Source organism: Pseudomonas sp. FBCC-B545 (assembly GCF_059134095.1).
The window spans coordinates 2613204-2627641 of the sequence record NZ_CP101441.1 but is presented as its reverse complement, the minus strand read 5'-3'; the positions used below and the strand labels follow the sequence as shown (position 1 = coordinate 2627641).

Genomic DNA, 14438 nt, shown 5'->3' with positions numbered 1-14438 from the left:
GCAGCACAACGCACCAATAGAGTGCGCACGGATCACCCATGACACAGGCAACCGCTTTGCGCGTACAGGCCTTCGCTACCGGCGATGTAGCCGCCCAATGCAGTGCGACACCCGGTTGGGTGCAGCAGTACCAGCAGATGTCCCCCGGGCATTTTGCCGGGCGGGTACGCTACCTCGACCTGCAAGGCGTGCAGGTATACGAGGAGTGCATGAACACCCGCGTGGAACAGCATTTCAATGCACCACCCGGGGCCCTGGCGTTCTGTTTCGACGGCAGCGACAACAGCCTGTATATGCTCAATGGCGAAAGCCGCAACACCTGGATCACCCCGGAAAACTACCGTGAAGTGGCGGTGGTGTTCGGCCCGCAGTTTGTACAGCGCCATGGGTTGGACGTAGCAAAACTTGAAGGGTTGTTCATGGCTCCGCTGAGGTGCCAGCAGAACGCGCTGTTCACCCGCTGGCTCAGTGGCACGCTGACACGTTTGTCGGCACTGACCGACCCCATCAGCCGCGATGCCCTTACCCAGCAACTGCTCGACGACTGCCTGTTTATCCTCGACAACGCCTGCGTGTGCCTGGACCGCGACTCATTGCAAAAGCGCAGCGAAGCACGCCGGTTGATGGCGCGCATCGGCGAATGGACGGCGGATGCGCCGGATGAAAGCGTCAACCTGCTGGAACTGGCGCAGATTGCCGGCGTGCCGTTGCGCCAATTGCAGCAAGGTTTCAAGACCTATACCGGGATGAGCCCGGCGCAGTGGTTAAGGATGCGCCGCTTGAATGGGGCGCGACGGGAGCTGTTGAGCGCGACGAACACGACGGTTGCCGAAGTGGCGATGAACTGGTCGTTCTGGCATTTGGGGCGGTTCTCTAACAGCTATCGGGGATTGTTCAAGGAACTGCCCAGCGAAACGCTCAAGCGCTCACTTTGAAATGCAGTCAAAAATGTGGGAGGGGGCTTGCTCCCGATGGTGGTAGATCAGTCACCTGATACTGAGACTGACCCACCGCTATCGGGAGCAAGCCCCCTCCCACAGGGGATCGCATTTCAAGGCTGGGATTCGAGGAAGGTTGCGATCAGTTGGTTGACCTGTTCCGCCGCTTCCAACTGCACCATATGCCCCTGGCCCGGCAGGATCTCCACCTGGGCCTCCAGGCCCTGGGCATGGTCGGCCGGGATGATTGCATCGTCACTGCCCCAGATCACCAGGCTCGGTTGCTGCCCCACCACGTTGCGCAAATCCACGCGCTGGCGCCCGCCGTCAAACAACTGCGCATTGAGTCGCTTCAAGGCCTGATCCACGCCTTCCAAGCGCTTGAACTTGAGCATGTCCTCCAGCATCTGCCGCGTCACCAGCGCCGGGTCGCTGAACAGTTGCACCAGTTGCGGCTTGAGCGCATTACGGTTGTTGGCCTCGGTAAAACCGTGCAGGTAATCGCCATTGATAGCCGCCCCCAGCCCGGCGCTGGCGATCAGGGTCAGTGAGGCAACGCGCGCGGGTGCCTGGCGCGCGACCGTCAGGCTGACCAGCCCGCCCATGGAGTGCCCGGCCAGGTGCACGCGATCAAGCCGGAGGTGATCGAGCAAGGCCAGCACCGCCTGGCTCAGTTCCTCGGCGTCCCCCGTTTGCAGGGCCTTGCCCGACTCGCCATGCCCTGGCAGGTCCAGGGCGATCACCCGGCGTTCGGCGGCAAGGGCCGGTTGGTTGAACAGCCAGTTGTTCAAGTCGCCGCCAAAACCATGCACCAGCACCAGCGGTGTAGCGCCTTCGCCCAGGTCGAGATAGCGCAACAGGCGCCCGCCCACCTCGATCTTCTGCGCACTCGGCCCGGTGGCTTCGGCTTCGGTGCGGCTGGAGACAAAGCCGGCGTTGAAGCTGTCGATCACCGCATCGATCTGCGCCTCGCTGGCCTCACCTTCCACCACGATCCCCAGCAGCGCGCCCACCGGCAAGGTCTCGTCGCTCAGCGCCAGCACTCGGCGCAATACACCGCTGAACGGCGCTTCGACACTGCTGGAGATCTTGTCGGTTTCCACGTCCAACACCTCCTCGCCCTTCTCCACCCGGTCGCCGGGCTGCTTGAGCCAGACATCGATGCGGCCTTCGGTCATCGACAGCCCCCACTTGGGCATGGTCAAGGTATGGATCATGCGGCATTCCTCCTGTCGGCGATCTTCAGCACCGCGGCCTCGATCTTCGTCGCGTTGGGGATGTACAGGTCTTCCAGCGCATCGGAAAACGGCACCGGTGTGTGCGGCGCAGTGACCATCTCGATCGGCGCACGCAGGAAAGAAAAGCCTTGCTGGGCCACCAACGCACTGATGTCGGTGGCGATGGAACAACGCGGGTTGGACTCGTCGATCACCACCAGGCGCCCGGTTTTTTCCACACTCTCAAGGATGCTGTCTTCGTCCAGCGGGCTGGTGGTACGCAGGTCCAGCACCTCGCAGTCGATGCCCTGACGCGCCAGGTTGGCGGCGGCTTCCAGGGCGACGTGCACCATGCGCCCGTAGGTCACCAGGGTCACATCGCGACCTTCGCGCACAAAATTGGCCTCGCCGAACGGCACGGTGTAGAGCTCTTCCGGCACTTCGCCTTGCAGGCTGTAGAGCATCTTGTGCTCGAGGAAGATCACCGGGTCATTGTCGCGGATCGCCTGGATCAACATGCCCTTGGCGTCATACGGCGTAGCCGGGCACACCACCTTGAGGCCGGGAATGTGCGTCCACATCGAGGTGAGCATCTGCGAATGCTGGGCGGCCGCGCGCAGGCCGGCGCCGTACATGGCACGCACTACCAGCGGCGTGGTGGTCTTGCCGCCGAACATGTAGCGAAACTTGGCGGCCTGGTTGAGCAACTGGTCTAGGCAGCAGCCGATAAAGTCGACAAACATCAACTCGCACACCGGGCGCATGCCACGAGTGGCGGCGCCGACGGCCATGCCGACGTAGCCGACTTCGGACAACGGCGCGTCGAGTACGCGCTCCGGGAACTCAGGGTAAAGACCTTTGGTCACCCCCAGCACACCACCCCAGGCGTCCTGCTCGCCGGGCGAACCGGTGCCGCCGGACACATCCTGGCCAATAATGAACACGCTCTGGTCCCGGCGCATTTCCTGGGCGAGGGCTTCGTTGATTGCCTGCTGATAGCTGATTTTGCGAGCCATGGGATTTTCTCCACCTGTTGTTGTTATTAGCGGTAAGCGACGTAGACATCACTGAGCAGGTCGGCGGCCTGGGGCTTGGGATCGGACTTGGCCAGGCGCACCGCGTCGTCGATCAATTGCGCGACCTCGCGGTCGATACGTTCGAACTGCGCGGCATCGAGCCAGCCTTCGGCATTGCAGCGCTGGCGGAACAGGGCGAGGCAGTCGTGGGATTCGCGCAGGTTCTTGACTTCATCCGGGCCCCGGTAGGTTTGTGCATCGCCTTCGAAGTGGCCATAGAAGCGGCTGAGCTTCACTTCCACCAAAGTCGGCCCTTCGCCCTGCCGTGCGCGCTCCACCGCCACGCCCAGCGCCGCGTGCACCGCGAAGAAATCATTGCCATCGACAATCCCCCCCGGCATGCCAAAGCCTACTGCCCGCTCGGCAATGTCCTTGCATGCCACCGACCAGCCGGAACCGGTGGCCTCGGCATAGCCGTTGTTCTCGGCGACGAACAGGCACGGCAGCTTCATGATCGACGCCAGGTTCATCGCCTCGAACACCGCGCCCTCGTTGGAGCCGCCGTCGCCGAAGAACGCCACGGCCACGCCCTGGCTGCCCTTGAGCTTGGAGGCCAGCGCAGCGCCTGCCGCCAACGGCGCACCGGCACCGACAATGCCGTTGGCGCCGAGCATGCCCTTCTCTTGGTCGGCAATATGCATGGAGCCGCCCTTGCCGCCGCACACGCCGGTTTTCTTGCCGTAGATCTCGGCCATCATGCCGAACACATCCACGCCCTTGGCGATGCAATGGCCGTGACCACGGTGGTTGGAGGCGATGCAGTCTTCATCGTTGAGGTGCGCCATGACCCCGGCAGCGCTGGCTTCCTGGCCGGCATACAGGTGCACGAAACCAGGGATCTCGCCGGTGGCGAATTCCACATGCAGGCGTTCTTCGAAGTCACGAATGGTGCGCATCACTGTGTAGGCATGCAGCAATTGATCGGTGGACAGGTGAGTGGACATCTTGTTGTTCTCCAGGTTGTCTCGACACACAAAAGGCTGGCTGCGGCCAGCTGTAATCGCTTGAGCACAGGCTGTGCCAAGGCCCACGAAAAACCGGCAAAGCCTTGACCCAGAGCAGTGCCGGACGGTTGTAACGCAGCGCCATGCCAGCGCAGAATGAGACCCGCCATTGCACAGTGCAGGCTCCGTCTCAGGCGGACTGAGACGCTGCGTCTCAGCGCTGGCTGTTGGTCAGGCCAACCTTGTCGGTCGGCGCCCATGGGCGCTTAATGGCGGGCATAACAACAAGGATCGAGAACCGGAGGCCTTATGCTCGCCGCGAACTCCAGAGAACACGTCGACTGCGTCAGTCGCGTGGTCCGCAATGCCGATCGACTGCCCCAGGCGCCGGTGCCGGCGCTGATTTTCGATTCATGGCGCCGTTCCATGGAGCAATACCACCTCGACCCCGGGTCGCTGCAGGGGCCGCGCATTCTCACCGAACCCTTGCTCAAGGAATGCCGCGAGCGCGCTGAGCTGTTCATGCGCATCGCCGGCGAAGAAGTCGGGCAACTGCACCACCGTGTGCGCCACGCCGACTACTGCGTGATGCTCACCGACGCCCAGGGCCAGACCCTCGACCACCGCGTGGACACCGCCATTCGCAGCGACTGTCGCAAAGCCGGCCTGTATCTCGGCACCTGTTGGTCGGAAGCCGAGGAAGGCACCTGCGGCGTGGCCACGGTGCTGACCAGCAAAGCCGCCGTGACCGTGCACAAGCGCGACCATTTCCGTGCCGCCTTTATCGGCCTGACCTGTTCCGCCGCCCCGATCTTCGACCCCCAGGGCAACCTGCTGGGGGTGATGGACGCCTCGGCGCTCAAATCCCCGGATGACCGACGCAGCCAGCACCTGGTGCGGCAGATGGTGGCGCAGAGTGCGCAAGCCATCGAAAACGCCTTCTTCATGCACAGTGCCCGCGAGCATTGGGTGCTCCAGGCCCACGGCACACCAGGCTATGTGGACAGCCAGCCGGACCTGCTGCTGGCATGGGATCAGGACGGCCGGCTACGGGCCCTGAACAGCAAGGCGCGCCAGGCATTGCGCCGGCGCTTCGGCCAGGTGCCCGACTACATCGGTGAAGTGTTCGACCTGGATGCGTTGCGCTCGGTGACGGACCAATCGACCCAACACCTGCAATGGCTGGGAGAGCCTGGCGTATTGCACGTGAGGGTCAATACCCCGCGACGCAAACCGACGCGAGCCGTTGCGCACACTCAGGTCGACCCGCGGGTGGAAGAACACCTGCGCCTGGCCGTACGCGTCAAGGACCGCAACCTGCCGGTACTGGTGCAGGGGGAAACCGGCGCCGGCAAGGAAGTTTTCGCTCGCCAACTGCACGAACGCAGCGCCCGGCGTACGGGGCCCTTTGTCGCGGTCAACTGCGCAGCGATCCCCGAGAACCTGATTGAAAGCGAGCTGTTCGGCTACGTGGCAGGGGCTTTTACCGGTGCATCCAGCAAAGGCATGCAGGGGCTGTTGGTACAGGCCGATGGCGGTACGTTGTTCCTCGATGAAATCGGCGATATGCCGCTGGCGTTGCAGACGCGCCTGCTGCGGGTGATGGCCGAAGGTGAAGTCGCGCCCCTGGGCGGGGCCAAGAGCCGCACTGTGGACATCCAAGTGATCTGCGCCAGCCACCGTGACCTGGCCGCGCTGGTCAGCGACGGGCGCTTTCGCGAAGACCTGTACTTCCGCCTCGGCTGCGCGCGCTTTTGCCTGCCGCCGCTGCGCGAACGCAGTGACAAGCTGGCACTGATCAACCGGTTGCTGGAGCAGCAAGCACGCGGCGGCGTCTCGGTCGGCATCGGCCAGGCTGCACTGGAACGGCTGCTGGGCTATGCCTGGCCGGGCAATGTGCGCCAGTTGCACCACGTACTGGCGTATGCCTGTGCCGTGTGTGAGGGCGGGACCATCCAGTTGGCGGATCTACCGGTGCAAGTGCGCGGCGAACAGGTTTCGCTGGCTGCAGAACCGAGCGTGAGCCCCGAACGTCAGGTGGTGCTGGATGCGTTGGTCCGGCACCGCTGGAAGCCGTTGCCGACGGCACAGGCACTGGGTATTTCCCGGGCTACCCTGTACCGCCGGGTCAACCAACTGGGCATCGACATGCCCGGCAAGCACTGATACAACGGGATCGAACATGTGGGAGGAGCGGTGCGACTTGCTCCTTCAGCTTATAGCTATCTAACTGATGCACCACGATCCAAATGTGGGAGGGGGCAAGCCCCCTCCCACATTTGACCGGGCAGGTCTTGAGAGGTCAGCGGTAGACCAAGCCACCGTCGATTAACGGCGCTTGCCCGGTCATGTAGTCCGCATCCGGCCCGGCCAGGTAGGCCACCAACCCAGCCACATCCTCCGGCGTTTGCGCACGGCCCAGGGCAATTCCGTCCACGTACTTCTTGTAGGTCGCCCCCACCTCGGCCCCGGTAATCTCGGCCATGCGCTTGTCGATCTCCACCCACATATCGGTACCCACCACGCCTGGGCAGTAGGCATTGACCGTGATCCCGGCGCTTGCCAGTTCCTTGGCCGCCGCCTGGGTCAGGGCACGCACGGCGAACTTGGTGGCCGAGTACACGCCCAGCAGCGCAAAGCCTTCATGGCCGGCGATAGAGCAGGCATTGATGATCTTGCCCTTTTGCTTGAGCGCCTTGAATTTCTTGCCGGCGGCCTGGATACCCCATAACACGCCTTGCACATTGATACCAAGGGTGCGCTCGACCTGTTCCGGGCTGACGTCCAGCAATGAGTCGATCTGCGCGATACCGGCGTTATTGACGATGATGTCGAAGCCGCCAAGGGTCTGGTGTGCATGCTCAACTGCCGCCACCACCTGATCGCGCTTGGACACGTCGGCGATAAACACCGAGGCCTTGCGCCCCAGGGCCAACACTTCTGCGGCCACGGCTTCAAGCTTGGCACCATTGATGTCGACCAGGGCGATGTCGGCCCCCTCCTGTGCCAGGCGCAGGGCGATGGCCCGGCCAATGCCCTGCCCGGCGCCGGTCACCAGCGCAACTTTTCCAGCAATACTCATGACGATCTCCTGCAAGGATGAGAGAGCCTTGTCTATCGCAGATGCCTGCCGGGGCTGTCGAGGCGCAAGGGGTTTGGCGTAGGGGTTGAGACGCCGTGTCTCAGCACACGCGCGCGTACCGAACGCTTGTAAAACCTGGCCGTTATGCCTAGCTTATGCGCCCCCGCCCTGCGCTATAAGGCCCTGCCCCATGGTTTTGCGTTTTCGTCCCGTCGTCAGTACACGTTTGGCTCTCGGCCTGCTGCTCAGCGGCGGTATCGGCAGCAGCCTGGCCGCGGAGATTGAACTGCCGGCGGTCAAGGTCCAGGGGCAGGATGAGTCCGGCTACCGTAACGAAACTGCCTCGGTGGGCGGTTTCGATGAAGCACCGTTGCTGGACACGCCGGCCTCGATTACGGTGATCAACGCCGCCCTGATCAAGGACCAGCAAGCGCGCCTGCTCAGTGAAGTGCTGCGCAACGATGCGTCGGTGGGTGACAGCTATGCGCCGATTGGCTATTACGAAAATTTCGTGGTGCGTGGCTTCTCGCTGAACGCGGCCAGCAGCTACAAGATCAATGGGCGCACCATCACCGGCGAGCAGAACGTCGCCCTGGAAAACAAGCAGCAGGTGGAAGTGCTCAAGGGCCTGGCCGGGTTGCAGAGCGGCATTTCCGAGCCCAGCGGCGTGATCAACTACGTGACCAAGCGCCCTGAAGATGTACGCTCGGTAACCATCTCTACCGACGATCGCGGCAGCGGCTATATCGCCACGGACGTCGGTGGCTGGTTTGGCAGCGAGCAGCAATTGGGCCTGCGCGCCAATGTCGCCCATGAAGACCTCAATTCCTATGTGGAACACGCCAATGGCCAGCGCGATTTTGTGTCCCTGGCCTTGGACTGGAACATCAGCCCCGACGCCCTGCTGCAACTGGATGCCGAATACCAGAACAAGCAACAGCGCTCGGTGCCGGGTTACCAACTGTTGGGTGGCACCGAAGTGCCCCACGACGCCTCACCGAAGAGGCTGCTGGGGCATCAGAGCGGCGGCAAGCAAGTGGGGATCGATTCGCTGAACCTCAACGGCAAGTTCGAGTACCGTTTCAGCGACCAGTGGAAGGGTAATATCAGCGCGGCGCGTAGCAAGGTGGTGATTGATGACTACAGTTCGTTTGCCTGGGGCTGCTATTACGTCAGCAACTGCAATGCCAACACCTTCAGCCCCGAAGGTGACTACGACATCTACGACTACCGCAGCCCCGACGACACCCGCCGCGATGATGAAATCCAGGCGACCATGACCGGGCTGTTCGACACCGCCGGCCTGGGCCATGAGTTGACCTTGGGCACCAGTGCGTTTCGCCGGGTGGTCGACAAGCGCGACTCGGTCAATGAATACATCGGCAGCGGCAATATCCATCAGGATGCGCCGAGCTTCCCACCCACCGACAAGCCGCTCAATGATAGCCATCGCAACCTCGACAGCCGCCAGTACGGGTTGTTCGTCACCGACCGAATTCGCTTCAATGAGCAATGGCAAACCATTCTGGGTGGGCGTGAAGTGCGCCTGGATGAAAAGGCTTTCGACAAGAACGGCACTGAGTCACGGCATACCCAGCAGTATGTGTTCCTGCCCCAGGCCTCGCTGATCTATAAGCCGATTGAGAACATCTCGCTGTACACCAGCTACAGCAAGGGCCTGTCACTGGGTGGCACCGCGCCGTGGTTCGCTGACAACAAGGATGTAACCCTGGCACCTACAGTGTCACGCCAGATCGAAGCCGGCGTGAAATACGACTGGCGCCGCATCAGTTTCGCCGCCGCCGTATTCCAGACACGCCAGGCTTATCAGTACGCCAAGCCCGAAGGTAGCCACTTCATCTACGTACAACAGGGCCAGCAGAAAAACACCGGCTTGGAACTGTCCGCCAACGGCTGGGCCACCGAGCGCCTGCAAATCGCAACCAGCGTGGCCGCCACCCGCGCACGGGTGAGTGGCAGCGGCACCCCGGACTATGAAGGCCATCAGGCGATCAATGTGCCCAAACTGCGTGCCAGTGTGTACGCCGACTATGCGTTGCCGTGGGTCAATGGGCTGGCGGTGCTGGGCGGTGTGCAATACAGCGCCAGGAAGTCGGCCAACCGCAACGGCACTGTGGAGGTGGGCGACTATGCAGTGGTCAATCTCGGCAGCCGCTACACCACCAAGGTCGATGGGTATGAAACGGTGTTTCGCCTGAGCGTCGACAACCTGTTCGACAAGCGCTACTGGCGCGATGCGGGCGAGTACATGGGCGATGACTACCTGTTCCAGGGCGCGCCGTTGACGGCGCGCTTGAGTGCATCGGTGAATTTCTGATTCACCCGGCCTGCAGAAGTTACTTGGGCATCTTGCGAAAGCCCACCGCCAGGCGGTTCCAGCTGTTGATGGTGGCGATGGCCACGCTCAGGTCGACTTGTTCCTGTGGGCTGAACTCGGCGGCCAGGGCATCGAAGTCTGCATCTGGGGCGTGGGTCTGGCTGAGCAGGGTCAGGCTTTCAGCCCAGGCCAGCGCGGCGCGTTCACGCGGGGTAAAGAATGGGGTCTCGCGCCAGGCCGACACGGTGTACAAGCGCCGCTCGGTTTCGCCACCCTTGCGGGCGTCGGCGGTGTGCATGTCCAGGCAGAACGCGCAGCCGTTGATCTGCGAGACGCGCAGGCGCACCAGTTCCAGCAGCGGCAATTCGATGGAGAGTTTGCCGACCGCCGCTTCCAGCGCCAGCATGGCTTTCATGGCGTCTGGGGAAGCGGTGTAGAAATCGGTACGGGTTTGCATGGTGTTGCTCCAGAACGGTGGGATTGGTGAGCAGGTTAGTCACCAAGGCGTCCTGGAGGAATAGCCAATCCGGGCGAAGAACAGGTGACCAATCTACAGGCCACGCTTGCGCAGCCATTGCAGGAAACCCTTCTTCACCGGCACCACGGGCGCGTCTTCGGTCAGGGCCTGGGCGGCATGCCGACGGAAGTCCAGCAGCGCCTTCATGGCTTCGCCGATATCATGCCGTGCGTCCAGGCAGGGCTTGAGGTATTCATTTTCGATGCGATAAAGCGTGCAGTAGGTCTTGGCCGAAAAATCTGCCAGCGCCGCCTGTTCCGAGAGGATGCCGGATTCGCCGATCACCTCCCCGGGGCCCATGCGCCCAGCCTCGAACTGGTGCCCGTCCTTGACCAACAGCACCGAGACCACGCCGGATTCGATGATGAACAAGTGATCGCTGACCTCCCCCGCCGCCAGGATCATCTCGCCGGCGCGGTAGGTATGCAGGGTCATGTTCTGGCTGAAGGTGTCTTTTTCTTCCTGGCGCAAGGTGGAGAAAATCGACGAGCGTTCCAGCAACGCCCGGGCGCCGGACACGGTTGGCGGCGTGCTGCCCTCGGTGGCGGACAGCAGCCCCACGCCCGCCGCCTGCAAGTGCCGGTAGGCCAAATCGTAAAGCAGGTTGCGCGTTTCGCGCTTGAGGCCCATGGCCGGTACGAACCCGCTGATTTCATATTCGACGCCGCCACTGGTCGAGGCTTTGAACGCCACGCTCGGGGCGGGCTGGGCCAGTAATGGCCGGCAGCCCTGCATTGCCCGTTCCAGGGCCTCGATCACGGTTTGCGGACGTGCGTGGGGGCTGACTTGCAGGCTCACTGCCAGGCCGAACATGTCCGCCGGGCGCGAGAAGTTGATGATCTTAGCCTTGGCCGCCAGGGAATTGGGGATCACCGCCAGGCTGCCCTGGGAGGTTTGCAAACGCGTGGCGCGCCAGTCGATATCGGTGACACGGCCTTCGGTGCCGTCGATGGAGATCCAGTCATCGATCTGGTAAGGCTTGGTGGTATTGAGGACGATCCCGGAAAACACGTCGCTCAAGGTACTTTGCAACGCCAGGCCGACGATGATCGCCACCGCCCCGGAGGTGGCCAGCACGCCCTTGACCGGCAGGTCGAGCACATAGGCCATGGCGGCGATGATCGCGATCAGGAAGATCACCGCGCCCATCAGGTCTTGCAACAAGCGCCCGGTATGCCCGACCCGCTGCATCATCACCGCGCCGAGCAACACCGTCAGGGTGCGCGCAGCGAACAACCACCAGCCGATCTGCAACGCCGTGGCGGCCAGGTGCAAGGTGGTGTCGTCAGCATAGGGCGCCCCTTGCATGGGGTTCATGCCGTCGTTGAACAACACGACGCTGAATACCGCGAAGATCACCAACCGCGCGGCGAGTTTCCAGTTGGCCAGGTCGGCGGAGATAAGACGCCACACGGCGATGTCGATAAAGATCAACGCCACGGCGCACAGCATCGGGTGATCAGCGATAAATGAGGGCATCCAGGCGACTCCAGGGCGAATGCCGAGAAGATCGCATGAAATCGATAAGACGGGTATAGCGCAGGAAAAAATGTGGGAGGAGGCAAGCCCCCTCCCACAAGGGTTATTTAAACCAACCCGGCATTCAGGCGTGCATCTGCCCGAACTTGCCCGACTGGAAGTCGGCGAACGCTTGGTGGATTTCCTGCTCGGTGTTCATCACGAACGGACCGTGGCCGACGATGGGCTCGTCGATGGGTTCGCCGCTGAGCAGCAACACCTTGGCGTCGTCATTCGACTCCAGGGTGACCTGGTTACCGTCACGCTCGAACAGCGCCAGCTGACCTTGGCGCGCAACTTCATCGCCATTGACCAGCACAGTGCCGCTGAGGATCACCAGCGCCGTATTACGCCCGGCGTGCAGGTCCAGCGTGACCGCCTTATTGGCATTGAGGCGCAAGTCCCACACGTCAATCGGCGTAAAGGTACGGGCCGGGCCATGAGCACCGGCGAATTCACCGGCGATCAGGCGCAGGTTGCCAGCGTCGTTCGCCAGTGGCAGCACCGGAATATCGCCATCGATGATGGTCTGGTAGCCGGCATCGGCCATTTTGTCCTTGGCCGGCAGGTTGACCCACAGTTGCACCATTTCCAGCGCCCCGCCGCGACGGGCGAAATCCTGGGAGTGGAACTCCTCGTGGAGAATGCCCTTGGCCGCGGTCATCCATTGCACATCGCCGGGGCCGATCTTGCCGCCGGCACCGGTGGAATCGCGGTGCTCGACTTCGCCGTCATAGACGATAGTCACGGTTTCAAAGCCGCGATGCGGGTGTTGGCCGACGCCACGGCGCTGTTCGGTGGGCGTGAATTCGGTCGGCCCGGCGTGGTCCAGCAACAGGAATGGGCTGATGTGCTTGCCCATGGTGTCGTAGGAAAACAAAGTGCGTACCGGGAAGCCATCGCCGACCCAGTGGGCGCGAGGGCTGGTGTAGATACCAATCAGCTTTTTCATGTGTACCTCCAAAGTGGGTACACAATAAATCGCCTCATCCCTGAGCACTAGACGGCAAAACCGGCCCTGATCGTTCTATGTATAGGACAATGTTTTAAGTTGGCGCTGGCGCAACAGCTGGAATGCAACAAAGGCCGACAGCGCAAACCCGGCTTGAATCATCACCATCGGCGCGGCACTGCCATCGCGCAGCTGGCTCAACAGCAAACCGCTGCAGGTGGCACCGAACATCTGCGCGAACCCCATCAGCCCTGCCGCCAAACCGGCACGGTGCGCATTGGGCATCACCGCGCCGGTCACCGCACCGGGCAACACCAGGCCACCGCCGAGGGTGACCAGGGCAATGGGCACGTCCAGCCCCACCACCGACAGCCCGAACAGTGCGTAGATCAACAGCGCTGCCACCCCGCCGAGCGCGACCATTGTCACGCCCATCGCCACAATCCGCTGCGGCCCCAGGCGCTGGATATTACGCCGGGTATAGGTGGAACCCACGATCAGCATCGACACGATCAACCCGAAGTTGAGGCCGTACTCCAGGCTGCTTAACCCCAGCAGGTTGATGAACACCGCCGAGGAGCCGGCGATCACTGCAAACATGGCGCCGTAGGTGCAGGCCAGGGCCACGGCATAGGCCCGGTACTGGCGGCCTTTGAGCAGGGGCTGGATTAATTTATATTTCGACCATAATATGCGTAAAAAATTATGCCCATAATTTTTTGCCCAATGGTTACCCCTGGAGCCCGCCATGCCCCCTCTCCCCCTGCGTCTTCTCACGCCCCTGGCCCTGTTGATGGTGCTCGGTGGCTGCCACAGCCAAGCTGACAACGCCGCTCAAGCGCCGCAGCCACGTCCCGTATTGGCGGCCACCGTCGAAGCCGCGGGCACCCAGCAAAGCGCGTATACCGGTGTGGTCGCTGCCCGCACCGAAAGCGACCTGGGCTTTCGGGTCAGCGGCAAGGTGATCGAGCGCAAGGTCGACCCCGGCCAGCGCGTTGCCCGTGGCGATACCTTGTTGGTGCTGGACATCGGCGACTTCGAACTGGCGCTGCGCTCGGCCAAGAATCGCGTCAACGCCGCCCAGGCCCAGCTGCGCCAACGCCGCGACGATGAAAACCGCTACCAGCGCCTGGCCAGTACCGGCGCAGTGTCAAGGCAGATCTTCGACCAGTCGGCCACCAACCTGCGTGTTGCCGAGGCGGAACTGGCCGCGGCGCAGTCCGATGCCAGCCAGATCGAAAACCGCCGCACCTACTCGGTGCTCAAGGCCGATGGCGACGGCATCATCACCGACGTGCGAGCAGACCGCGGCCAAGTGGTGGCCGAAGGGCAAATCGTCGCGCGCCTGGCCCACGACGGCGCCCGTGAAGCCATCGTCAACCTGCCGGAAAACCAGCGCGACCTGGCCGCGCAAAAAGCCCTGGCCTTCCCCTTCGGCGCACCTGACCAGGCCGTGGCCGCGAGCCTGCGCGAGCTGTCCGCCAGCGCCGACCCCATCACGCGCACCTACCGCGCCCGCTATGTGTTGCACGGTGCCGTCGAGCGTTTCGCCCTCGGTTCCACCATCACCGTACGCCTGCAAGGCAACGGCCAAGCAGCGCAAACCCGCGTGCCGATTGGCGCGTTGCAGGACGCAGGCCAGGGCCCCGGCGTGTGGCTGATCGGCGATGACAACACGCTGACCTTCGCGCCGGTGAAAGTCGCCCGCCTCGGCCAGGAAGACGCCCTGCTCGACAGCGGCGTTCAACCTGGGCAAACCATCGTCGCCCTGGGTGCGCACCTGCTGCACAGCGGCGACAAGGTGCGCTTGCTCCCCGCCCAGGCCCTGGCCCTCAACCGCAAACAGGACCAATGAC

Annotated in this window: 12 protein-coding genes; 4 read left to right on the top strand and 8 right to left on the bottom strand. The window is 62.9% G+C overall.

Annotated elements, in window-relative coordinates; all coding sequences use genetic code 11:
- Positions 1 to 38: 38 nt before the first annotated feature.
- Positions 39 to 935, top strand: a complete 897-nt coding sequence (locus NMB39_RS12240; protein WP_198720542.1) for a helix-turn-helix domain-containing protein — start codon at positions 39 to 41, stop codon at positions 933 to 935.
- 116 nt (positions 936 to 1051) lie between these two features.
- Here the strand turns inward: NMB39_RS12240 and NMB39_RS12235 are convergent, their stop codons facing one another.
- Genes NMB39_RS12235 through NMB39_RS12225 form a run of 3 tightly spaced genes read right to left on the bottom strand, consistent with a single transcriptional unit; the run spans position 1052 to position 4175 of the window.
- Positions 1052 to 2155 (bottom strand): acetoin dehydrogenase dihydrolipoyllysine-residue acetyltransferase subunit, encoded by a 1104-nt coding sequence (locus NMB39_RS12235; protein WP_494339170.1) that lies wholly within the window; start codon positions 2153 to 2155, stop codon positions 1052 to 1054.
- Positions 2152 to 3171 (bottom strand): alpha-ketoacid dehydrogenase subunit beta, encoded by a 1020-nt coding sequence (locus tag NMB39_RS12230; RefSeq protein ID WP_057025616.1) that lies wholly within the window; start codon positions 3169 to 3171, stop codon positions 2152 to 2154. The genes NMB39_RS12235 and NMB39_RS12230 overlap by 4 nt, the downstream gene beginning before the upstream one ends.
- 26 nt (positions 3172 to 3197) lie before the next feature.
- A complete protein-coding gene (locus NMB39_RS12225; RefSeq protein ID WP_494339171.1) occupies positions 3198 to 4175 on the bottom strand; it encodes a thiamine pyrophosphate-dependent dehydrogenase E1 component subunit alpha in 978 nt (325 codons plus the stop codon).
- A gap of 309 nt (positions 4176 to 4484) precedes the next feature.
- Here NMB39_RS12225 and NMB39_RS12220 point away from each other — a divergent pair, with 309 nt between their 5' ends.
- Positions 4485 to 6341: a sigma-54-dependent Fis family transcriptional regulator gene (locus NMB39_RS12220; protein WP_494339172.1), complete on the top strand. Its 1857-nt coding sequence runs from the start codon at positions 4485 to 4487 to the stop codon at positions 6339 to 6341.
- Positions 6342 to 6477: 136 nt separating this feature from the next.
- Here NMB39_RS12220 and NMB39_RS12215 read toward each other — a convergent pair whose 3' ends face one another.
- Positions 6478 to 7257 (bottom strand): acetoin reductase, encoded by a 780-nt coding sequence (locus tag NMB39_RS12215; RefSeq protein ID WP_494339173.1) that lies wholly within the window; start codon positions 7255 to 7257, stop codon positions 6478 to 6480.
- Between the two features lie 190 nt (positions 7258 to 7447).
- On the opposite strand from NMB39_RS12215, the gene NMB39_RS12210 reads away from it, so the two are divergent.
- Positions 7448 to 9595 carry a TonB-dependent siderophore receptor gene (locus tag NMB39_RS12210; protein ID WP_494339174.1) on the top strand — a complete coding sequence of 716 codons (2148 nt, stop codon included), beginning with the start codon at positions 7448 to 7450 and terminating at the stop codon, positions 9593 to 9595.
- Positions 9596 to 9614: 19 nt separating this feature from the next.
- Here the strand turns inward: NMB39_RS12210 and NMB39_RS12205 are convergent, their stop codons facing one another.
- From NMB39_RS12205 to NMB39_RS12190, 4 genes are all read right to left on the bottom strand, one after another.
- Positions 9615 to 10052: a carboxymuconolactone decarboxylase family protein gene (locus tag NMB39_RS12205; protein ID WP_494339175.1), complete on the bottom strand. Its 438-nt coding sequence runs from the start codon at positions 10050 to 10052 to the stop codon at positions 9615 to 9617.
- A gap of 93 nt (positions 10053 to 10145) precedes the next feature.
- Positions 10146 to 11591: a mechanosensitive ion channel domain-containing protein gene (locus tag NMB39_RS12200; protein WP_494339176.1), complete on the bottom strand. Its 1446-nt coding sequence runs from the start codon at positions 11589 to 11591 to the stop codon at positions 10146 to 10148.
- Between the two features lie 124 nt (positions 11592 to 11715).
- Entirely contained in the window at positions 11716 to 12582 is an 867-nt protein-coding gene (locus NMB39_RS12195) for a pirin family protein (RefSeq protein ID WP_057025609.1), read from the bottom strand.
- Between the two features lie 75 nt (positions 12583 to 12657).
- A complete protein-coding gene (locus NMB39_RS12190; RefSeq protein ID WP_494339177.1) occupies positions 12658 to 13359 on the bottom strand; it encodes an MFS transporter in 702 nt (233 codons plus the stop codon).
- Between NMB39_RS12190 and NMB39_RS12185 the strand changes: the two genes are divergently transcribed.
- Positions 13331 to 14437: an efflux RND transporter periplasmic adaptor subunit gene (locus NMB39_RS12185; RefSeq protein ID WP_494339178.1), complete on the top strand. Its 1107-nt coding sequence runs from the start codon at positions 13331 to 13333 to the stop codon at positions 14435 to 14437. The genes NMB39_RS12190 and NMB39_RS12185 overlap by 29 nt on opposite strands.
- Position 14438 lies beyond the last annotated feature (1 nt).

Excerpts from the sequence above, each read along its gene's own strand:
- NMB39_RS12210 (WP_494339174.1), top strand. The coding sequence starts at position 7,448 with ATGGTTTTGCGTTTTCGTCCCGTCGTCAGTACACGTTTGGCTCTCGGC.
- NMB39_RS12205 (WP_494339175.1), bottom strand. The coding sequence starts at position 10,052 with ATGCAAACCCGTACCGATTTCTACACCGCTTCCCCAGACGCCATGAAA.
- NMB39_RS12195 (WP_057025609.1), bottom strand. The coding sequence starts at position 12,582 with ATGAAAAAGCTGATTGGTATCTACACCAGCCCTCGCGCCCACTGGGTC.
- NMB39_RS12215 (WP_494339173.1), bottom strand. The coding sequence starts at position 7,257 with ATGAGTATTGCTGGAAAAGTTGCGCTGGTGACCGGCGCCGGGCAGGGC.
- NMB39_RS12240 (WP_198720542.1), top strand. The coding sequence starts at position 39 with ATGACACAGGCAACCGCTTTGCGCGTACAGGCCTTCGCTACCGGCGAT.
- NMB39_RS12220 (WP_494339172.1), top strand. The coding sequence starts at position 4,485 with ATGCTCGCCGCGAACTCCAGAGAACACGTCGACTGCGTCAGTCGCGTG.
- NMB39_RS12200 (WP_494339176.1), bottom strand. The coding sequence starts at position 11,591 with ATGCCCTCATTTATCGCTGATCACCCGATGCTGTGCGCCGTGGCGTTG.
- NMB39_RS12225 (WP_494339171.1), bottom strand. The coding sequence starts at position 4,175 with ATGTCCACTCACCTGTCCACCGATCAATTGCTGCATGCCTACACAGTG.
- NMB39_RS12235 (WP_494339170.1), bottom strand. The coding sequence starts at position 2,155 with ATGATCCATACCTTGACCATGCCCAAGTGGGGGCTGTCGATGACCGAA.
- NMB39_RS12185 (WP_494339178.1), top strand. The coding sequence starts at position 13,331 with ATGCCCCCTCTCCCCCTGCGTCTTCTCACGCCCCTGGCCCTGTTGATG.
- NMB39_RS12230 (WP_057025616.1), bottom strand. The coding sequence starts at position 3,171 with ATGGCTCGCAAAATCAGCTATCAGCAGGCAATCAACGAAGCCCTCGCC.